The organism is Arthrobacter sp. P2b, assembly GCF_900168295.1.
GTDB lineage: Bacteria > Actinomycetota > Actinomycetes > Actinomycetales > Micrococcaceae > Arthrobacter.
This window is the reverse complement of the sequence record NZ_FVZL01000005.1, coordinates 196,797-217,267: the sequence shown is the minus strand read 5'-3', so window position 1 is coordinate 217,267 and position 20,471 is coordinate 196,797. Positions and strand designations below refer to the sequence as shown.

Below are 20,471 nucleotides of genomic sequence, written 5' to 3'. Positions count from 1 at the left end.
TCCCTCCGGAGGGCGGCTTCTGCCGTTAAGTCTGGAATTCCTACCGCGTGCGGCTGCGCAGCCCGCTGCCCACGGACATCATGTTCGCCAGCAGCTCGTCAAAGAGTGCCGCCGCAGACTTGGCGGAGTCGCCCGGCCAATGGTGCACCGGATGGGCAGCGCCCTGGATCTGCTGCCAGTTCGCCTGCTCCGGGATGCGGGGGCTCAGGAGGAGTTCGCCAAACATGGACTCCATCTCGGCGAGCCGGTACGTGTGCTCGGAGGAACCCGTCCGGACCCGGTTGGCCACGATGCCGGCAGGGGAGAGGTTGGGGGCGAACTCCTGGCGGAACAGCTGTATGGCGCGCATGGTGCGTTCCGTTCCGGCCACGGAGAAGAGCCCCGGCTCGGCCACGAGCGCCACTTTGTCGCTGGCGGACCACGCCATCCGGGTCAGCCCGTTGAGCGACGGCGGGCAGTCGATCAGGACAAGGTCGTAATTGTCGGCACCCGCCAGGACGGTGGAGAGGCGCCGCAGGTCACGGCGGCCGAGGTCGGGGCGGTCGTAGATTCCCGTGTAGGCGGAGCCGACGGCGACGTCCAGGACGGCGGGTCCGGAACCGTTGGTGTGGGCCCGCGCTGTCCAGCTGCTGCCTACCACGTTGTCGGCCAGCTTGGCGCGGCGGGGGCTTTTCAGCATCCTGCCGATGTCCAGCTGGTCGCCCGGCTGGACGCCGAGGGCGGTGGTTGCGTCCGCATGGGGGTCGAGGTCCACCACCAGTGTGCGGACGCCCGCGGCCAGCGCCGCAGACGCCAATCCTGTGGTGACGGAAGTCTTGCCGACTCCACCCTTAAGGCTGCTGATGCTGACTACTTGCACTTGAGAGACCAAAACCTAACGCCGGATGCCGTGTTGGGAGTAATGTTTGCTCCGGCAGAGCCGAAGCCGGACGGTCCTGCCGCCCTACTCATCATATGTGGATGCGTCGGCGAATCCTGCTTTACGGGGAGTCGGCATGGCATCGGCTGTGCTGCCGGGGCGCTTTCCGCCGGGCCTGGGGAAAGCGATCGGGACATGACGGGGAAATCTGTGATGGTGGCCACAAAGATTTGTGTTTGTCCTTGGAGGTCCTAGACACTGTGACCACTCACCGATCCACCCGCAATGATGCAGGAGAAGTATGTTTTCCAAAGTTCTGGTGGCCAACCGCGGCGAAATCGCGATCAGGGCCTTCCGCGCCGGCTACGAGCTGGGCGCCAAGACCGTTGCCGTTTTTCCAAATGAGGACAGGAACTCGATCCACCGCCAGAAGGCGGACGAGGCCTACCTGATTGGCGAGGAAGGGCATCCCGTCCGGGCATACCTGGACGTTGCCGAGGTGATCCGCGTGGCCAAGGAGTCCGGCGCGGACGCCATCTACCCCGGCTACGGTTTCCTTTCGGAAAACCCCGATCTGGCACGTGCGGCCAAGGAAGCCGGCATCACCTTCGTCGGCCCGCCTGCTGAGGTGCTGGAGCTTGCCGGCAACAAGGTGGCGGCCCTTAAGGCTGCCCGTGACGCGGGTGTTCCCGTCCTGAAGTCCAGTGCGCCGTCGAAGGACCTCGACGAGCTGCTGGCAGCGGCGGACGAGATCGGTTTCCCCATTTTCGCCAAGGCAGTGGCTGGCGGCGGCGGCCGCGGCATGCGCCGGGTTGATACCCGCGAAGCGCTCCCCGAGGCACTGAAGTCCGCCATGCGTGAAGCGGATGCTGCGTTTGGCGATCCCACCATGTTCCTGGAGCAGGCTGTCCTGCGCCCCCGCCACATCGAGGTGCAGATCCTGGCCGACGCCGAGGGCAACGTCATGCACCTGTTCGAGCGGGACTGCTCCATCCAGCGGCGGCACCAGAAGGTCATCGAGATCGCCCCCGCCCCTAACCTGGACGAGAACATCCGGCAGGCCCTCTACCGGGACGCCGTTAAGTTTGCCCAGGCGCTGAACTACGTTAACGCGGGCACCGTCGAGTTCCTCGTTGATACCGTGGGCGAGCGGGCAGGCCAGCACGTGTTCATCGAAATGAACCCGCGCATCCAGGTGGAGCACACCGTCACCGAAGAAGTTACGGACGTTGACCTGGTGCAGGCACAGATGAGGATCGCCGCCGGTGAAACGCTGGCGGACCTTGGCCTCTCCCAGGACACGGTCAAGCTGCGCGGCGCCGCGCTGCAGAGCCGCATCACCACCGAGGACCCCGCGAACGGCTTCCGCCCCGACGTTGGAAAGATCACCGGGTACCGGTCCGCCGGCGGTGCGGGCGTAAGGCTCGACGGCGGCACGGTTTACTCGGGTGCCGAGATCAGCCCCCACTTCGACTCCATGCTGGTCAAGCTGACCTGCCGCGGCCGGGACTACCCGGCAGCCGTGGCACGGGCACGCCGCGCCCTTGCAGAGTTCCGTATCCGCGGTGTCTCCACCAACATCTCCTTCCTGCAGGCGGTGCTTGACGATGCCGATTTCATCGCAGGCGACGTCGCCACCAACTTCATCGACGAACGCCCGCAGCTGCTGAAGGCGAGGGTTTCCGCGGACCGCGGTACCAAGCTCCTCACCTGGCTGGCCGAGGTCACCGTCAACAAACCCAACGGGGAACTGACGGTCCACTCCAACCCCGCAGACAAGCTTCCGTCCGTCAAGGGCAAGCAGGCCGCCCCCGGCTCCCGGCAGCGGCTCCTGGAGCTGGGGCCCGAAGGCTTCGCCAGGGCTCTTCGTGAGCAGAACGCCGTCGCGGTAACCGACACCACTTTCCGGGACGCGCACCAGTCGCTCCTGGCCACCCGTGTCCGTACCCGCGACCTTGTGGCCGCGGGCCCTGCCGTCACCGCGCTCCTGCCGGAACTCTTGTCCGTCGAGGCATGGGGCGGCGCCACCTACGACGTCGCGCTGCGCTTCCTGGGCGAAGACCCGTGGGACCGCTTGGCGGCGCTGCGCACCGCACTTCCGAACGTGTGCCTGCAAATGCTGCTCCGCGGCCGCAACACCGTGGGCTACACGCCGTACCCGGAAGAGGTCACCGAGGCCTTCGTCAATGAGGCCGCCGCGACCGGCATCGATATCTTCCGCATTTTCGACGCGCTCAACGATGTCAGCCAGATGGCGCCGGCCATCCGCGCCGTCCGGGCAACGGGCACCGCCGTCGCCGAAGTGGCGCTCTGCTACACAGGCGACATGCTGGACCCCAACGAGACGCTCTACACGCTGGACTACTACCTCGAGCTCGCGCAGAAGATCGTCGACGCCGGCGCGCACATCCTTGCCATCAAGGACATGGCAGGCCTGCTGCGGCCCGCTGCCGCAGCCAAGCTCGTTGCCGCCCTTCGGGACCGCTTCGACCTGCCGGTCCACCTGCACACCCACGACACCGCGGGCGGCCAGCTGGCCACCTTGCTGGCTGCCGTGGACGCCGGTGTGGACGCCGTGGATGTTGCCTCCGCTTCCCTGGCCGGAACCACCAGCCAGGTCTCGGCGTCGGCGTTGGTCGCAGCGCTGGAACACACGCCACGGGACACCGGCCTCAGCCTGGCTGCGGTCAGTTCGCTGGAACCGTACTGGGAGGCTGTCCGCCGCGTCTACGCGCCGTTCGAGTCGGGCCTTCCGGGCCCCACCGGCCGGGTCTACCAGCACGAGATCCCGGGCGGCCAGCTGTCCAACCTGCGCCAGCAGGCCATGGCGCTGGGGCTGGGGGAGCGCTTCGAGGCCATCGAGGACATGTACACGGCCGCTGACCGGATCCTTGGGCGCCTGGTGAAGGTGACACCGTCCTCCAAGGTGGTGGGCGACCTTGCCCTGCACCTGGTGGGCCTGAATGCGGACCCGGCGGACTTCAACGAGAACCCGCAGAACTACGACATCCCCGATTCCGTGATCGGGTTCCTGTCCGGCGAGCTGGGCGACCCTCCCGGAGGCTGGCCGGAACCCTTCCGCACCAAGGCCCTGCAGGGCAGGAGCGTGAAGGTCCGCGACGTCGAGCTCAGCGCCGAAGACAGCGCTGCGCTGAAGTCCGACTCCAAGACCCGCCAGCACACGCTGAACCGTCTGCTGTTCGAGGGCCCCACCAAGGACTACCTCAAGAGTGTCGAAACCTACGGCAACATCTCGGTTCTGGATACCCGTGACTACCTGTACGGGCTCCAGCGGGGCCAGGAGCACGAGATCACGCTGGAGCGCGGCGTGCGGCTGATCGCTTCCCTGGAGGCGGTCTCCGAGCCGGACGAAAAGGGCATGCGGACCGTGATGTGTACGCTCAACGGCCAGTCCCGGCCCGTGGTGGTGCGCGACCGTTCCGTCGTGAGCAACGTCAAGGCCGCAGAGAAGGCAGATCCGGCGCAGCCGGGCCACGTGGCTGCACCGTTCGCCGGCGCCGTCACCGTCACCGTCAAGACCGGTGACACCGTCAACGCCGGCGACACGGTGGCCACCATCGAGGCCATGAAGATGGAGGCGTCCATCACGACGCCGGTGGGCGGCAAGGTTTCCCGCCTCGCCATCTCCGCGGTGGAGCAGGTGCAGGGCGGAGACCTGCTGCTGGTCGTGGAGCAATAGCCAAAAGCCAGTCAAAACAATGAACCAGTCAAGACGATGAAAGGGTCCTCCGCCAGGAGGACCCTTTCATTGTTTGGGGATCAGGAGCGGGGTGCCCCGTACATCTCCTCGATGACGGTCTCGAAGTCCTTCATCACCTGGGCGCGCTTCACCTTCATGGAGGGGGTCAGGTGCCCGGATGCTTCGGTGAAGTCGGCCGCCACGATCCGGAACGACTTGATGGCCTCGGCCTGGGAGACGGAGTTGTTGGCGGCAGTGATCAGGTCCTGCACTGCTGCCTTGACCACCGGGTTTGCTGCAGCGTCGGCCAGGGAGGTGTCGGCCGGCAGGTTGTGCCGCTGGAGCCAGCCCGGCAGGGCCTCCTGGTCCAGCGTGACCAGTGCGCCGATGAACGGCCGGTTGTCGCCAACCACCAGGACCTGCGATACGAGCGCATCGGCACGGATCTGGTCCTCCAGCAGCGCCGGGATCACGTTCTTGCCGCCGGCGGTGACGATGATCTCCTTCTTGCGGCCGGTGATCCACAGGAAGCCGTCGTCATCCAGCCGGCCAATATCCCCGGTGCGGAACCAGCCGTCGGAGAATGTCTCCGCCGTCAGGTCCTCACGCTTGTAGTAGCCGCGCATGACGCACGCGCCCTTGGCCAGGATCTCGCCGTCCTCGGCAATCCTGACGGCATTGCCGGGCAGGGGCTTGCCAACCGAACCAATCTTGATCCGGGACGGGGTGTTGACCGAGATGGGAGCGGTGGTTTCGGTCAGGCCGTAGCCTTCCAGCACCTGGAGCCCGATGCCCTGGAAAAAGTGGCCCAGCCGTTCACCAAGGGGACCGCCGCCGGAGACCGCATGGGCAACGTGGCCGCCCATCGCGGCCCGCAGCTTGCCGTAGACCAGCTTGTCGAACAGGGCATGGCGCAGCTTCAGTCCCAGCCCCACGTGGCCGGCCTGCCGCGCCTTGGAGAAGGCGATGGCGGTATCGGCCGCCTTGTGGAAGATGGCGCCCTTGCCGCCGTCCTCGGCTTTGGTCAGGGCCGAGTTGTACACCTTCTCGAACACCCGCGGCACGGCAAGGATGAAGGTGGGCTCGTAGCTCTGCAGGTCGGAGAGCAGGTTCTTGATATCAGGCGTGTGCGCCACGGTGGTTCCGGCTGCCATGGCCAGGACGGAGATGAACCGGGCGAAGACATGTGCCAGGGGCAGGAACATGATGGTCTTGGCGTTCTCATGGACGATTTCGCCGATGATCGCGAGTGCATTGTCCGAAAGCTCCACGAAGTTGCCGTGGGTCAGTTCGCAGCCCTTGGGCCGGCCCGTGGTTCCGGAGGTGTAGATGATGGTGGCGATATCTGCCAGCTTCGCCGAGGTGCGGCGGGTTTCCAGATCGTCATCACTGACGCCGCTCCCGGCTTCCCGGAGGGCGTCAAGTCCGCCGCCCTCCAACTGCCAGACATGCTGGAGTGCCGTGAGTCCTTCGGCCGTCACGGCCTGCCGGATGACATTTTCGTGGTGGGCTGCCTCGCCGAAGGCGGCAACGGCGCCTGAATCGCCAAGATTCCAGGCCACCTGCGAGGGCGAAGAGGTTTCGTAGATGGGAACCGAGACGCCGCCGGCGAACCAGATGGCGAAGTCCACCAACGCCCATTCGTAGCGCGTACGGGACATGATGCCCACGCGGTCGCCGGCACCGACGCCGCTGGCGATGAGGCCTTTTGCCAGGGCTTTGACATCAGCAAGGAATTCGGTGGCAGAAACGTCCTGCCAGGCGCCGTTTGCGTCCAGCCGCGAGAACAGAGCCGGGTTGCTGGCCTTGTCCGCCTGCCGCAGCACCAGGTCGGTGATATTGGTTTCCGGTGGAACGACAACAAGAGGCGGAACACTGAATTCGCGCACTATAGCTCCTTTGATATCCGAAGTCCCGCTCAGGGGGTATGCCTAAAGACTAGTACGCCGCCGCGGGACCGTGCAGTATCTAAAGTTACTGGCGGGTAACTTTGCCGTCAATCGCTCTCCGGCCGCAACCGCCACGGGGGTCCGGGCGCCGGGGCGGCGGAAAACCTAGAATTGGGAACTATGTACGCACAATCCTCCGGCGAGCAGGCCGGCCCCCTCAGCAGGCCCGCAGCGTGGAGGCGGCGGTCTGCCTCCTACCGGGCCGGAAGGAGGCAGGGTGACGGCTTTCGTGAACAGATGCGCCTTGGCCGGAAGGGCCTTGCGATCGGAATCGATATCGGCGGCACCAAAGTGGCGGCCGGAGTGGTGGACGCCGACGGCACGATCCTGAGCGAGGCACGCCGCTCCACGCCGGGCACCGACCCGCGGGCAGTGGAGCGGGTCATCGTGGACCTGGTTGAGGAGCTGGGCAGCGGGCACCGGATCCGCTCGGTGGGCATTGGCGCCGCCGGCTGGATGGACCTCGACGGCGGCACGGTGCTTTTCAGCCCGCACCTGGCCTGGCGCAATGAGCCCCTGAGGGCAAACCTGCAACACCTCCTGCGGCGCCCCGTGCTGCTGGCCAACGACGCCGACGCAGCCGCCTGGGCCGAATGGCGTTTCGGGGCAGGGCAGGGCGAAGACCGGCTGGTCTGCATCACGCTGGGAACGGGAATCGGCGGCGCGATGGTCATGGACGGCAGGGTGGAGCGCGGGCGGTTTGGGGTAGCCGGCGAGTTCGGACACCAGGTCATCATGCCCGGCGGGCACCGCTGCGAGTGCGGCAACCGCGGGTGCTGGGAGCAGTACGCATCGGGCAACGCACTGGGCCGCGAAGCGAGGATCCTGGCCCGCAGCAACTCCCCAATGGCCCAGGACCTGCTGGGAGCAGTGGGCGGGCGCGCCGAGACCATCACCGGTGCCATCGTGACCGAACTGGCGTTGGCTGGTGACGCCGCCTCGCGGGAGCTTATTGAGGAAGTGGGGGAATGGCTTGGCCTCGGACTCGCCAACCTGGCCGCAGCGCTCGACCCGGGGCTGTTCGTCATCGGCGGCGGATTGTGTTCGGCCGGAGACCTGCTGGTGGAACCGGCGCAAAAGGCGTTCGCCCGGAACCTGACCGGACGCGGCTTCCGCCCGGCCGCGGGAATCCAGCTTGCCGCCCTCGGACCGAACGCCGGACTGATTGGTGCCGCCGACCTGTCACGGGTCAGCAGCAGGGTCCGCAGCTGACGCAACGGTCCGCTTGCCGGCGGCGCCGGGCAGAGGAGCATGCCCGGCCCGTTTGGCGACGCTAAACCCTGGCGCCGTCGTCGTCCTCGTCTTTTTCCTGGGGAAGCTTCATGATCAGGTACACCGTTCCCAGCACAAACGCAGCCACGATTCCCACGACGGCCAGCAGCGGCGCGGAACGCCAAAACATAGCCGAGAGCAGCAGTGCCACCGGCCCGCCCACGGCAGCCAGCCAGGCGAGCATGGTCAGCGGATCCGTGCCTGACAGGCTGGGAGGTTCCTCGGGGACGAAGGCGCCCTCGTCGTCGTCCACTCCATAATCCCGCGGACCCGCCGGAGCTTCGGGTGCATCGGCGCCGTCCTCGCCTGTCCCGGCGCGGGACGCCTCACGTTCCGCTGCGGACAGTTCGGCCGGCGCTGCCCCGGCCAGGCCCAGGGGATCGAAGTCCCGGAACGACGCCCTTCCCGGATGGTCGGCGGGGCTGCCCGCTCCGGCCGGCGCGCCGGCGTCCGTTGTTCCGGGGCGGGAATCCGGTGCTGCATGGCGCGGGCCAGGGGGCGGGGAGTCTGCTTCCAGCCGCGCCACCAGGTCCAGCCAGACGGCATCGTCCTGGTTCGCGCCCTGGTCCTGGGAATCGGGGGATCCGGAGTCATGCCTGGTCATGCCGGGCCTCCTGGCCTGCCGCTGCCGGCGTTGTTGTCCCGGAGGGTTCGGCGGCAGGAAGCACACGGCGGATGAAGTCCACCGAGCCCTGGAAAATCTGCTCGGCGTCGTTGTCCATCGTGGCCACGTGGTAGCTGTTGTTGAGCCTCACCAGTTCCAGGGGCGCATGCGTCAACCCGCGCCGCAGCGCGGCGATGCTCGTATCGGAGACAACGTGGTCCACAGCGGACCGGTACACCTGGACGGGAGCGGTAACCCGGGGGAGAAGCCGCACAGTGTCCTTGAACATTTTATTCAGCTCGTGGGCGGCGGCCACCGGCGTGCGCAGGTACGCGCCTTCGTCCATTCCCGCTTTGAGGATGTCGTTTGCGATGGCAGGGGTGGTCTTCATGACCAGCTTCAGGATCCCGGCCAGCGGGGCGCGGGGATCGTCGATGACCAGCCCGGGGTTTACCAGCACCACGCCGCTGACCGGCCTGGTGGCCGCAATCCGCAACGCCAGCGCACCGCCCATGCTCAACCCGGCGGCGAAGACGTGGTCGCATTCAGCCTCGAGTTCGAGGTAGGCGTCGTCCAGGGCGCCGTGCCACTGCTGCCACCGTGTCCGGGAGAGGTCCTGCCAGCTGGTCCCGTGGCCGGGCAGCAGCGGCATCCGGACCGCGAAACCGGCCGCGGCAAAGGCATGGGCCCATGCACGGAGTCCATGCGGGCTTCCGGTGAAACCGTGCGAAAGGACCACGCCCGTCCGCGGCCCTTCACCGCTGGACATGCTGCTGAAGGGACTGTGGTCCGGGCTGGAGGTCATGGCGTCTCCGAAGTGCTGGTCTGGCGGGAATGGGCGCGGATGAATGCGCTGGACCTGGCAAAGATCTCCGGCGCGTCAACGTCCAGCGTAGCCACATGGCCGCTGCTATCAAGGCCAACCACTTCTTCAAGCCCCGCAGGAAGCCGTTGTCGAAGCATCTCAAGGGAGGTTGGCGGAACCACGGCGTCAGTCAGCGATTTGAACACCTGCACCGGTGCCGTGACGCCCGGCAGGCCACGGATGGCCGCCCCGAAGAGCTTCTTGAGCTCATGCACTGCCGAGAGCGGAGTGCGGGTGTAGTCACCATCCTCGGTGGCCGGCGCCGTCGTCTGTTCTTCCTGGAGGGGGATGGTGGTCCGTTGAAAGTATTTGAGGACCCCGATGACCCGGACCCGGCGGTCATAGAAACTCAGGCCGGGGTTGACCACTGAGACCCCTGCCACGCTGTGCCGGGACGCGGTCAACAGGGCCACCGCCCCGCCCATGGACAGCCCCGCCACGAAACACGTGTCGGTCTGCGACTGGAGTTCCAGGAAAGCTGTTTCGTAGCTGCGGTACCACTCGGTCCAGCGCGTGCGGGCGAGCTGGCGCCAGTCGGTTCCGTGCCCGGGCAACAGCGGGACGGTCACGGCGTAACCCTGCCCCGCAAGGTGCTCCGCCCAGGGCATCACGCTGAGTGGACTGCCCGTGAAGCCGTGGCAGATGGCGACGCCAATACGTGCGTTCGCCCCATGGCCCGGATAGCTGAAAGCGGCAGGACGGGGCGGGATGCTGCTTTCAGTCATGACTCCATCGTGTCACTGTTCCGGACAAATCTCACTAGAGTAGGGTTGCATTGGACTGCTGACCAGGCCCGGCGCGGAGCCTGAGGGCCGCCTTCCGGAGAGGTTCACCACGTGTTCTATTGGGTCATGAAAAGGATCTTCCTGGGGCCGGTTCTGAAGCTTCTTTTCCGTCCCTGGGTCAAGGGGCTGGACAACATCCCGGCGCAGGGGGCAGCGATCATCGCTTCCAACCACCTGTCGTTTTCCGACTCGATCTTTATGCCGCTGATGGTCCGCCGTCCCGTGGTCTTCCTGGCCAAGTCCGAGTACTTCACGGGCACCGGGATCAAGGGCAGGCTGACGGCCATGTTCTTCCGCCTGACCAACCAGCTGCCCATGGACCGCTCCGGTGGTGCAGCGTCCGCCGCCTCCCTCAGCGCCGGAATGGACGTCCTGAACCACGGCGGGCTGCTGGGCATCTATCCCGAAGGCACGCGCAGCCCCGATTCCAGGCTGTACCGGGGCAAGGTGGGCGTGGCCCGGCTGGCGCTGCAGGCCGGAGTCCCGGTCATCCCGGTCGCCATGATCGGCACCGACAAGGTCCAGCCCATCGGGAAACGGCTGCCCAACATCCGCCGGATCGGCATGATCTTTGGTGAACCGCTGGACTTCAGCACCTACCGGGACCAGGCCGAGGACCGTGACGTCCAACGGAAAGTCACGGACCAGATCATGTTCGAACTCATGCGGCTCTCCGGGCAGGAATACGTGGACGAGTACGCGGCCGTCGTGAAGCTTCGGTTGGCCGGCAAACCGGTGGAACCGGCGGCAGCCGCCGAACCCCTGGCTTCGCCGGAGCCAGCGGAAGGGGCCGCGGATTCCGGCGCCACCGGTGAACGCGCCAGGAAGGACGACGGCGGCGCTGCCGCTGCCGGATAACCGGAGCAGCCTTCGCCGCGCGGCTGTTGTGACGCCCGCTTCAGTCACCGTGACGGTGTGGTGTCCAGCAAACCTGCGCTGCCGTTAGTCTTAGAGGGTGACTGAGCTATCTGCAAAACCCGCCTTTTCGCTGTCCAGCACCGCCCAGAGCGGCGCGGCCAACTATCCAGGACTTGACGACTGGCGGGACCTTCCCATCTCCCAGCAGCCCAGCTGGCAGGACAGGGAAGTCTTCGACGCCTCGGTGAAGGAACTTTCCGCGCTTCCCCCGCTGGTGTTCGCCGGCGAGGTGGACGTGCTGCGTGAGCGGCTCGCGGCAGCAGCCCAGGGCAAGGCATTCCTCCTGCAGGGCGGCGACTGCGCCGAAACCTTCGAGGCCGCCACGGCGGACAAGATCAGCGCCCGGGTGAAGACCATCCTCCAGATGGCGGTGGTGCTCACGTACGGTGCCGCCATGCCCGTCATCAAGATGGGCCGGATGGCCGGGCAGTTCGCCAAGCCGCGGTCGTCCAATGACGAAACCCGGGACGGCGTCACCCTTCCCGCCTACCGCGGCGACATCGTCAACGGGTACGACTTCACGCCGGAGTCCCGCGGCCACGACGCCGCGCGCATGCTCCGCGCGTACCACACCTCCGCTTCCACCCTGAACCTGATCCGGGCCTTTACCCAGGGCGGGTTCGCCGACCTGCGCTCTGTGCACCAGTGGAACAAGGGCTTCACCGAGAACCCCGCCCACGCCCGCTACGAGTCGCTGGCCCGGGACATCGACCGCGCCATCAAGTTCATGGCTTCCTGTGGCGCAGACTTCGAGGCCCTCAAGCGCGTTGAATTCTTCGCCAGCCATGAAGCCCTGCTGCTGGATTACGAGCGGGCGCTGACGCGGATCGACTCCCGCACCGGCTTCCCGTACGACACCTCCGCCCACTTCCTGTGGATCGGGGAGCGGACCAGGGAACTTGACCACGCCCACGTGGACTTCCTGTCCCGCGTCAGGAACCCCATCGGGGTCAAGCTGGGCCCGTCCACCACCGGTGATGATGCCCTGCGCCTGATCGACCGGCTGGACCCGGAGCGCGAACCCGGCCGCCTGACCTTCATCACCCGCATGGGTGCCGGCAACATTCGCGAGAAGCTGCCCGCCGTCGTCCAGAAAGTCACCGCTTCCGGCGCCCAGGTGCTCTGGGTTACAGACCCCATGCACGGCAACACCGTCACGTCCCCCAACGGCTACAAGACACGGAACTTCGACGACGTCATCGACGAGGTGCGCGGCTTCTTCGAGGTGCACCACGCCCTGGGAACGGTCCCCGGCGGCCTGCACGTCGAAATGACCGGTGACGACGTCGCCGAATGCCTTGGAGGCGCCGATCCAATCGACCAGGACGCCTTCCTTGACCGCTACGAATCAGTCTGCGATCCGAGGCTGAACCACATGCAGTCCCTGGAAATGGCCTTCCTGGTGGCCGGCGCCCTCGCCAAGCACTGATCCTGCTCGGTGGTGTAGGCGGGTTTCCGCCTACACCACCGTCAGGGTGATCACGGAACCTTCGGGAACCTCGGTATCCACCGGATCCTGGTCGCGGACGGTTCCAAAGAACCCGCCCAGCACATCGTTGACCCGCACCTGGAAGCCCAGGGCCTCCAGTGCCCGACGGGCCTCGGTGGCCTGCCGGCCGATGTAGCTGGGCACTTCCACCATCCTCGGGCCCTTCGAGATGGTCAGGGTGACCGTGCCGCCACGGGTCAGCGTGCCGCTGGCCGGTGACTGGCTGACAACCGCGCCCTCGGGAATGTTCCTGTCGAACACCTCTTCGCGTGCCACCTCGGCGCGCAGGCCGGCCGCCTCGATGGCGTCTTCGGCATCCTTCTCGTCCTGGCCCACCACCGAGGGGACGGGAATGGGCTCAGGTCCCTTGGAGACGGCCATGCCCACCGGAGTCCCGCGCCGGGCGGGCGTGCCGGACGCCGGGTCCTGGGAGAGGACGACGCCGGCCGGCGCCTCCTCGTTGAACTCTTCCGTGACCGTGCCCAGTGCCATCCCGGCAGCATTAAGTGCGTTCTTGGCTTCGTCCAGCGTCCCGCCGGTCAGTTGCGGCAGGGGGAACAGCTGGGGTCCCTTCGAGACGAACAGGGATACCGGCTGGAATCTACGGATTTCCGTCCCCGCCCCGGGCTCGCTGCCCACCACCAGGCCGGTGGGGACGTTCTCGTCGAAAACGTCGCTGGTGGTGGACCTGAAGCCGGCATCGCTGAGCACCTGCTGGGCCTGGGCGACGGTCTTGTTTGCCACCTCGGGAATCGTGGCAGCGGCCCCCGGTCCCATGCCAAAGAACCATCCTGCTCCCGTGGCCAGCAAGGCGGCCAGGACCAGGACAACCACCCAGAGCACCCCACGCCGGCGGGGATTGCCTTCGCGCAGCGTCCTGGCCGGGGTGGCCGCAGCGCGGGCGCGGGCCTTCTCCTCTTCCTTCTCCGATTTACGCTGTGCCCGCTTGCTGGGCAACGGCGTCGGGGGAGCCCAGGCCTCTTCGGCATCTTCGCCGGGTGGCGTAAGGATGTGGCTCCCATGGGCTGCATGGCCGGTGTTTCGGTCCGATGATTCCTGCCCCTGCAGCGGAACGTAGGGCGGCGGGGCTGGCCGGCCCGAGGGCAGGATGCTTGTTGGATTGCTGGTCCGCGCGATGAACTCGGTCCGGTGAGGGGAGCCGGCAGGGTCCGGGGCCGCCGGCGGCTGCAGATCCAGCTCGGCGTCTGTCAGGTGGGTCCGGATGTGGCGCAGCTCGTGCAGCAGTGCATTTCCGTCCACCGGCCGGTTCTCCGGATCGTTGGCAGTGCACCATTGCACCAGCTCGTCCACTTCGCCTGCCAAACCCGGCACCAGGGCCGAGGGCGGGCCCACTGTTCCGTTCACATGCTGGTAGGCGACCTGGATGGGGACCTCACCGTCGAACGGCTGTTGTCCGGTGAGCATCTCGAACAGCATGATGCCCACGGAGTAGACGTCGCTCCGGGCGTCCGCCGGTTTTCCCAGGACCAGCTCAGGAGAGACGTAGGCGACCGTTCCCATGAGGGTTCCGGAGCTCGTGGACGTCGTGACCGCCCTCGCCAGTCCAAAGTCGCCGATCTTGATCCTGCCGTCATCCGAAATCAGGACATTTTCGGGCTTGACGTCCCGGTGGATGAAGCCGGCGGCGTGGGCCGCGGCTAGGCCCTCGACAACGGGGTCAATGAGGGCAAGTGCCAGACGCGGCGGCAGGGCACCTTTGCTGTTGATGACGTCACGGAGGGTGTGGCCCTTGATGTATTCCATGACCAGGTAAGCCGTGGTGCCGTCGTTGCCCTGGTCCAGGACGCCCACGACGTGCGGATGGGACAGCCGTGCAGCGGCTTTCGCTTCGCGCCCCAGCCTGGCGATAAAACTTTCATCGGCGGAGAGGTGCGGGTGAAGCACTTTCAGCGCGACGTCCCGTTCCAGCCGCTGGTCCACCGCCAGGTAGACAGTGGACATGCCACCGCGTGCCAGTCGGGAGCGGACGGCGTACCGGTTGTCCACCAGCGTTCCTACAAAAGGGTCAGACACGTGTTCCTGCACCCTTCGATCCTAGTCCCGCAACGAAACGGGTCCGAACCTGTAGCCGGTTCGGACCCGTTCTGACCTGTTACCACAGCCCCGGTCAGCCAGGGCGCAGGGACTAGCCGAAGTTCTTCTGGTGTGCCTTGATGGCCGCAACGTAGGCCTTGGTGTCGTCGTACATGCCGTACTTGCTCACCGAGTATTGGCCCTGGTAGTAGCCGGCGATCGCAGTTTCCTCGTCCTTGCTGGTGGCCAGGAGCTGGCGGATGATAGCGACGCCCGCGGTTGCGTTGTCGTACGGATCCAGCAGGTTCAGCTTGCGGCCCACAAGATCCGAGGCCCACTGTCCCGAGCTCGGGATGACCTGCATGGTGCCGATGGCGTTCGCCGGCGAGACCGCGCGCTGGTCGAAACCGGACTCCTGGTGGGCAAAGGCGAGGGCAAGCGAGGGATCCACTCCCATCCGGCGTGCCGTGTCCGCCACGATATTCCGCATTTCAGCACGGGAGGGAACCGGCGCAGCGTTCAGGAGGGCCTTGTTCTCGTTCGCGGAACTGACTACGGCCGCGGGGTAGCTGAACCCGAGGAATGAACTCGGCACAAGCGGAGTGACGGACGCGGCCGGCTGCGGGGCTGCCGGCTGGCCCGAGCCACCGGGAATAACCAGCTTGTTGCCCGGGAAGATGACCGTGGTCATGCTCATCCGGTTGGCGGAGAGCAGCTCGGAGAGCTTGACCCCGTGGCGCGAGGCAATGCCGGAGAGTGTGTCGCCGGCTTTGACAGTGTAGGAACCGGTAGCCGGTGCGGGGGTGGCAGAGGTGTTGGCCAGTGCAGGGGCTGGTGCGGGGGCCGGTGCCGCAGCCGGTGCGGCCTGTCCTCCGCCCACCTTGATCTTCTGCCCGGGATAAATGATGGAGCGCATGGAGAGGTTGTTCCAGCTGAACACATCGGCAAGGCTCACGTTGTGCCGCGCCGCGATGGCTCCCAGGGTGTCGCCGGCCTTCACGGTGTAGGTTGCACCCTCGGCAGGCGCAGGTGTTGCCGCCGGTGCTGGTGCGGCGGCGGGTGCCGCGGCAGGGGCACCGGAAAGTTTGATCTTCTGCCCGGGATAAATGAGCGTATTTGGCTGGAGGTTGTTCAGCTTGAGGACTTCGGAGGTTTTCAGGCCAAACTTCCCGGCAATGCCGCTGATGGTGTCGCCGCGGGCGATGGTGTACTCCGCGGGAGCAGAAGGCTGGGCAGGCTTGAAGGCAGCAGGAATGGTGGTGGATACCGACGATGCAGGGATGACAGCCGGAGCCGCTTGTGCAGCCTGTGCCTTCATGGCCGCAGCCAGGGTTGCAGGAATGGACCGGGCCGGCTGTTCTGCGGCAGCAGGCTGGGCGAGGGCCAAGGATGACAACACGACCGCCGGCAGCGCGGCGGTTGTGGCGGCAAGCACCGGCAGACTCGGCCTGGGGGGCTGCTTGGGCGAGCGGGACATCGTCATGGAAAGAATCCTCTTCTCAACTGCGGGCGCGGACGGGGATGCCGCTGACATTCCTGATACTACTGTTACTCAAGTTATTATTGTTACGAGCGTGAACAATGTGAATCTCTCACGAATTCGGGATTAGCACAAGAATCCCGGGATTCCCGGCAAAGAAAGATTTACGGAGTGTTTGCAGGTCAACTGCGCACAGTGATTGCATCGACTAGGCGGCGGGGCGCACCCCATGGCAACCTTGATCCGTGAGTAATAACGTAGAAAACCTCGTGGGCGAGTGGTTGCCCCTGCCCGACGTCGCCCGCCTCCTGGATGTTTCCATCACCAAGGTTCATAGCCTTTTGGATGAACGGGCCCTGGCGGCATTGCGGGTAGGGGAGCGGAACATCAGGTCCGTTCCCGCGGAATTCATTCAGGATGGCCAGGTAGTGGACAGCCTTAAGGGCACCATTGTGGTGCTGTCGGACGCAGGGTATTCGGATGAGGACCTTATCGTCTGGCTGTTTACGGCAGACGAATCCTTGCGCGGCCGCCCCATCGACGCGCTGCGCGAGGGCCGCAAAACCGAGATCCGGCGCCGGGCGCAGACCCTGGCCTGGTAGCCGCTTCTAGGAGGCTCGGCTGACGGTGGCTTCAGCCAGCCTCCGCAGGGCGGTTTTTGGCAATTCATCGAGCGGAAGGGCCTCCAGGGCTTCATATGCCGCAGAACCAAATTCGTTAATAAGGACCTCCGTGGCCTGCAGGGCGCCGGACTCCTCAATGATCCGCCGGATCTCAAGGATGTCTTCGTCCGAAAGGTCCGGGCTTCCCAGCCGGGAATCAATAAATGCGGATTCAGGGGCTGAGGCCTGGTCCAGTGCAAGGGCGACCAATACCGTCCTCTTGCCTTCGCGCAAATCGTCCCCTGCAGGCTTGCCCGTGGTGAGCGGGTCGCCGAAAACGCCCAGCACGTCGTCGCGAAGCTGGAAAGCCTCGCCCAACGGGAGCGCGAACGCTGAGTAGCCGCGCAGGAGCTCGTTCGAAGCGCCCGCCAGTGCTCCGCCCAAGGCCAGCGGGTGCTCGGTGGAGTACTTCGCGCTTTTGAACCGGATGATCGACTGGGCGCGGCTGACGGCGCCCGCCCGGTCACGGACCGGGCCCGCGACTTCCTCAAGGATGTCCAGGTATTGACCGGCCATGACCTCGGCCCGCATGAGGTTGAAGATCAGCCGCGCCCTGCTGCCGGATGCTGCACGTTCCCCAATGTCCGTGAACGCCTCCTCGCTGAAGGACAGGCAGAGGTCACCGGCGAGGATTGCTGCCGCCTGGCCGAACCGCTCGCTGTCCAGCGCCCAGCCCTGTGCACCGTGCAGCTGGCTGAAACGGCGATGGACGCTCGGTCCTCCCCGCCTGGTGTCGGAGCGGTCAATGATGTCGTCATGGATCAGGGCTGCCGCCTGGAACAGCTCGAGGGCGGCACCGGCAGTCACCACCTCGGTGGCCGTGGGCTCGCCGCCGGCGCCCCGCCAGCCCCAGTAGCACATGAGTGCCCGGAGGCGCTTGCCTCCGGTCACGAGGTTTGAGATGGAGCCCATGATGGGGTCGATGTCGGGGGAGATGGCAGACATCACGGACTGCCGCGAGGTCAGGAAGCCGGTCAGTTCGCCGGCCACTGCCGCCACAAAGTCTGCCTGTTCGTGCCTCAGTTGCTCGGCGGCGGTCACTTGGCAGACTCAGCTGCCACGTTGGCTCCGATGGTGAACGTGGCCACGCCCGCGGCTTCCACAACGGAGAGGTTGACTGTCTCGTTGTCGCCCCGCACGAAGTCCTTCGACGCCACCGCTCCCACCGCCTCACCGGGAACCGCCTTGAACCCCTGGGCTTCAAGCGAGGTGGTGTAGAAGTCCACAACGGCAGCAGTGGGCGCCGTCACGGTGGCCACCAGGGCGGCCGTTGCCGGTGCCGATGCTTTGTCGAAGCTGCTCGAAACTACGGTGGCTCCGGGCATGAGGGGCAGCAGCTGCTGGGGGAAGCCTTCCACCACGGCACCGACAGTGGCGGACGTATTGGGTGAGGCGGAGGGGCTGGCCGACGCGGTTATAGTGGCCTGCGACGTTGCCGGGGTGGAAGCCGAAGAGCTGGATTGGGGCGCCTGTGACGGGGTGGGGCTGCAGGCAGCCAGGGCCAGGGCTGCACCGGCAGCGAGAGTGGCCAAGCCTGCAGGCTTAAGGTTTCCAAAGACCGTCACAGGGACTTTCCTCCTGGTGTTGATGCCGGATTCAGCCTCCAGTTTAGTCAGTACCAACGGATAGGATTGCAGCCGTGGGGCCCGACGGTACGAACCAGCCAGCCGCAGCGCGCCTTCCGGGCCGCCGGCGCAAGTGCATCATGCATGTGGACATGGATGCCTTTTTCGTTTCAGTGGAGCTGCGGACGCGTCCTGAACTCCACGGCAAACCGGTGATTGTCGGGTTCCCGGCAGAGCGTTCCGTAGTGTTGTCCGCGTCCTACGAAGCCAGGGCTTTTGGAGTCAAATCCGCCATGCCCATGGCGGTTGCCACCCGGATGTGCCCCCAGGCCGTCATTATCGAACCGCGCCATTCACTGTATTACGAGGTGTCCGGCCAGCTGATGGCCATTTTCGAATCGATCACCGAACTCGTCGAACCGCTGAGCGTGGACGAAGCGTTCCTGGACGTCAGCGGCGCCATCCGGAGGCTGGGTCCTCCCAGGGGAATCGGTGAACTGATCCGCCGGCGGGTTGCTTCGGAACTGGGCATCACGGCATCTGTGGGCATCGCTGAGACGAAGTTCGTGGCGAAGATCGCGTCCACCCGCTGCAAGCCCGACGGCCTGCTCATGATCGGGCCCGACCAGACCGTGCCTTACCTTCACAGCCTGCCGGTGGGGGCGCTCTGGGGCGTCGGCGCGAAAACGGCAGAGGCCCTGGCGAAGATGGGCATCAGGACGGTGGCGGACGTAGCGGCAACACCGGTCTCAGCCCTCCGCAAAATGCTTGGCGCTACCGGAGAGCACGTTCACCAGCTCTCCTGGGGCATTGACCCGCGTCCGGTGACCCCCGTGCGGCTGGAGAAGAGCATCGGGGCTGAAGAGACCTTCGCCGTGGATACGGCGGACGACGCCCTGTTGCACCGGGAATTGCTTCGTCTCTCGCACCGGACGGCCACACGGCTGCGCAGTTCGGGAATGGTGGCGCGGACCATTGCCCTGAAGCTGCGCTTTGCCGATTTTTCCACCATCACGCGAAGCCGGACTGTCCAGACTCCGGTGGACAGCGCCCAGCTCATCTATGCGGTGGTCCTCCAGTTGCTGGATTCGGTGGGCGCCCGTGCCATGCCGGTGCGCCTGGTAGGGGTCAGGGCAGAGCAACTCGAGGACGCTGCCCGGACCTCACTCCAATTAAGCATCGACAGGCGCGACGACAACTGGCGTGCGGCAGAGCAGGCGCTTGATGAAGTCACGCGCAAATTCGGTAATAAGTCCGTCCTGCCGGCACGGCTCATGGAACCCGGAAGCGGCGCCGGGTAAGCCCTAAAACATAAGGCCTGGAGGCTTCTTCGAACGTGATTGCCGTCTTTCAGAACGGCCCTGAACAAACTATCCTTAGAGATACATAGTTTCGAGTGACTGGACTTACTGCCGGACCCTCTTGGACATGCTCCCGCTCCGGCGACTGCATGCCAGGTTTCAGCTTTTGCCAATGCTGGCGAAGCGGGAACCTCTTAGGCATAACGGTCGTTAACGGTGCAGAAGTTGTGGCTGGGAATCAGCCCGGACGTTGGCCTACAAAAGGAGGTCGTGATGCCGCTGTCGGAGCACGAACAGAAGCTGCTTGAGCAGCTGGAGAAGCAGCTTCACGAGGACGACCCGAAGTTCGCGAATTCCATGGGGTCCGATCCCGGACGTTCATGGTCCACGCGGCATGTGGTGATCGGTGTCCTCTGCGCCTTGGCGGGTGTCTTCCTGTTATTGGTTGGTGTGACGCTGCAAAACATCTTCGTTGGGGTACTCGGGTTCATCGTGATGGGTGGCGGAGTCTACTTTGCAACGATGCGCAGTTCGGCGGCGTCAAAACCTGGCGCCAAGGGCGGCAACGGCAAGCCCGGCAAGCAGCGAAGCTCATTCATGAGCAGCCTGGAGGAGCGCTGGGACGAGAGGCGTCGGGGCGAGCCGTAACGGCCCGGCGGCATTACCGCCCCTCCACTTTGCACCCCCTGTTGGGGGAGCGCGACGAAAAGACCCGCTTCGGCGGGTCTTTTCGCATTTAATCTCCACTTTCCTCCCCGTCCTGCCGCAATACCCCTTCCGGGAACATGCCGCATTTCGGTTGCGTAGCGATATTCGGATTTCGGGGAGTCCAATCATGGCAAACTCCTCCACTTCCCACCACAAGCGCAATTCCGCGGCTTTTCGGGCATTTCCACCCACAGTCATCCGCTGGAAAGGAGCCTTTTGCGTTGACTGTGGGGGAAAGTGGAGTAATGTGGAGGACATAAGAGGGTGGTTGCAACATTAG

Annotated in this window: 16 protein-coding genes; 7 read left to right on the top strand and 9 right to left on the bottom strand. The window is 65.6% G+C overall.

What is annotated here, in order from left to right; genetic code table 11:
- Window positions 1-40: 40 nt before the first annotated feature.
- A complete protein-coding gene (locus B5520_RS11465; RefSeq protein WP_079597192.1) occupies window positions 41-859 on the bottom strand; it encodes a ParA family protein in 819 nt (272 codons plus the stop codon).
- 301 nt (window positions 860-1,160) lie between these two features.
- On the opposite strand from B5520_RS11465, the gene B5520_RS11460 reads away from it, so the two are divergent.
- The gene (locus tag B5520_RS11460) at window positions 1,161-4,559 is read left to right on the top strand and encodes a pyruvate carboxylase (RefSeq protein WP_079597191.1); all 3,399 of its coding nucleotides are present in this window, start codon (window positions 1,161-1,163) and stop codon (window positions 4,557-4,559) included.
- Window positions 4,560-4,639: 80 nt separating this feature from the next.
- Here the strand turns inward: B5520_RS11460 and B5520_RS11455 are convergent, their stop codons facing one another.
- Window positions 4,640-6,448, bottom strand: a complete 1,809-nt coding sequence (locus B5520_RS11455; RefSeq protein ID WP_079597190.1) for an AMP-dependent synthetase/ligase — start codon at window positions 6,446-6,448, stop codon at window positions 4,640-4,642.
- Between the two features lie 297 nt (window positions 6,449-6,745).
- Here B5520_RS11455 and B5520_RS11450 point away from each other — a divergent pair, with 297 nt between their 5' ends.
- Entirely contained in the window at window positions 6,746-7,720 is a 975-nt protein-coding gene (locus B5520_RS11450; protein WP_254865551.1) for an ROK family glucokinase, read from the top strand.
- Window positions 7,721-7,781: 61 nt separating this feature from the next.
- Here the strand turns inward: B5520_RS11450 and B5520_RS11445 are convergent, their stop codons facing one another.
- Genes B5520_RS11445 through B5520_RS11435 form a run of 3 tightly spaced genes read right to left on the bottom strand, consistent with a single transcriptional unit; the run spans window position 7,782 to window position 9,974 of the window.
- Window positions 7,782-8,384, bottom strand: coding sequence for a hypothetical protein (locus B5520_RS11445; RefSeq protein ID WP_079597188.1), 603 nt, complete (start codon window positions 8,382-8,384; stop codon window positions 7,782-7,784).
- A complete protein-coding gene (locus tag B5520_RS11440; protein WP_079597187.1) occupies window positions 8,371-9,189 on the bottom strand; it encodes an alpha/beta hydrolase in 819 nt (272 codons plus the stop codon). The genes B5520_RS11445 and B5520_RS11440 overlap by 14 nt, the downstream gene beginning before the upstream one ends.
- Window positions 9,186-9,974 (bottom strand): alpha/beta hydrolase, encoded by a 789-nt coding sequence (locus B5520_RS11435; protein ID WP_079597186.1) that lies wholly within the window; start codon window positions 9,972-9,974, stop codon window positions 9,186-9,188. Before B5520_RS11435 ends, B5520_RS11440 begins: the two co-directional genes overlap by 4 nt.
- Window positions 9,975-10,085: 111 nt before the next feature.
- On the opposite strand from B5520_RS11435, the gene B5520_RS11430 reads away from it, so the two are divergent.
- Both B5520_RS11430 and B5520_RS11425 read left to right on the top strand, forming a co-directional pair.
- A complete protein-coding gene (locus tag B5520_RS11430; RefSeq protein WP_079597185.1) occupies window positions 10,086-10,892 on the top strand; it encodes a lysophospholipid acyltransferase family protein in 807 nt (268 codons plus the stop codon).
- A gap of 97 nt (window positions 10,893-10,989) precedes the next feature.
- A complete protein-coding gene (locus B5520_RS11425; RefSeq protein ID WP_079597184.1) occupies window positions 10,990-12,381 on the top strand; it encodes a class II 3-deoxy-7-phosphoheptulonate synthase in 1,392 nt (463 codons plus the stop codon).
- Window positions 12,382-12,411: 30 nt separating this feature from the next.
- Here the strand turns inward: B5520_RS11425 and pknB are convergent, their stop codons facing one another.
- Together pknB and B5520_RS11415 are read right to left on the bottom strand one after the other, a co-directional pair.
- Window positions 12,412-14,475 (bottom strand): Stk1 family PASTA domain-containing Ser/Thr kinase, encoded by a 2,064-nt coding sequence (gene pknB, locus B5520_RS11420; protein WP_303048426.1) that lies wholly within the window; start codon window positions 14,473-14,475, stop codon window positions 12,412-12,414.
- A gap of 112 nt (window positions 14,476-14,587) precedes the next feature.
- Window positions 14,588-15,958, bottom strand: a complete 1,371-nt coding sequence (locus tag B5520_RS11415; RefSeq protein WP_079597182.1) for a lytic transglycosylase domain-containing protein — start codon at window positions 15,956-15,958, stop codon at window positions 14,588-14,590.
- 266 nt (window positions 15,959-16,224) lie between these two features.
- Between B5520_RS11415 and B5520_RS11410 the strand changes: the two genes are divergently transcribed.
- Complete coding sequence (locus B5520_RS11410; RefSeq protein WP_079597181.1) at window positions 16,225-16,557, top strand: Rv2175c family DNA-binding protein; 333 nt, start codon at window positions 16,225-16,227, stop codon at window positions 16,555-16,557.
- A 6-nt stretch (window positions 16,558-16,563) separates the two neighbouring features.
- Here the strand turns inward: B5520_RS11410 and B5520_RS11405 are convergent, their stop codons facing one another.
- A complete protein-coding gene (locus B5520_RS11405) occupies window positions 16,564-17,658 on the bottom strand; it encodes a polyprenyl synthetase family protein (RefSeq protein WP_079597180.1) in 1,095 nt (364 codons plus the stop codon).
- On the bottom strand, window positions 17,655-18,182 hold the full coding sequence (locus B5520_RS11400; protein WP_079597179.1) for a hypothetical protein: 528 nt from the start codon (window positions 18,180-18,182) through the stop codon (window positions 17,655-17,657). The genes B5520_RS11405 and B5520_RS11400 overlap by 4 nt, the downstream gene beginning before the upstream one ends.
- Before the next feature lie 74 nt (window positions 18,183-18,256).
- On the opposite strand from B5520_RS11400, the gene dinB reads away from it, so the two are divergent.
- Both dinB and B5520_RS11390 read left to right on the top strand, forming a co-directional pair.
- Window positions 18,257-19,483 (top strand): DNA polymerase IV, encoded by a 1,227-nt coding sequence (gene dinB, locus B5520_RS11395; protein WP_079597178.1) that lies wholly within the window; start codon window positions 18,257-18,259, stop codon window positions 19,481-19,483.
- Window positions 19,484-19,756: 273 nt separating this feature from the next.
- The gene (locus B5520_RS11390; protein ID WP_079597177.1) at window positions 19,757-20,131 is read left to right on the top strand and encodes a DUF3040 domain-containing protein; all 375 of its coding nucleotides are present in this window, start codon (window positions 19,757-19,759) and stop codon (window positions 20,129-20,131) included.
- Window positions 20,132-20,471 lie beyond the last annotated feature (340 nt).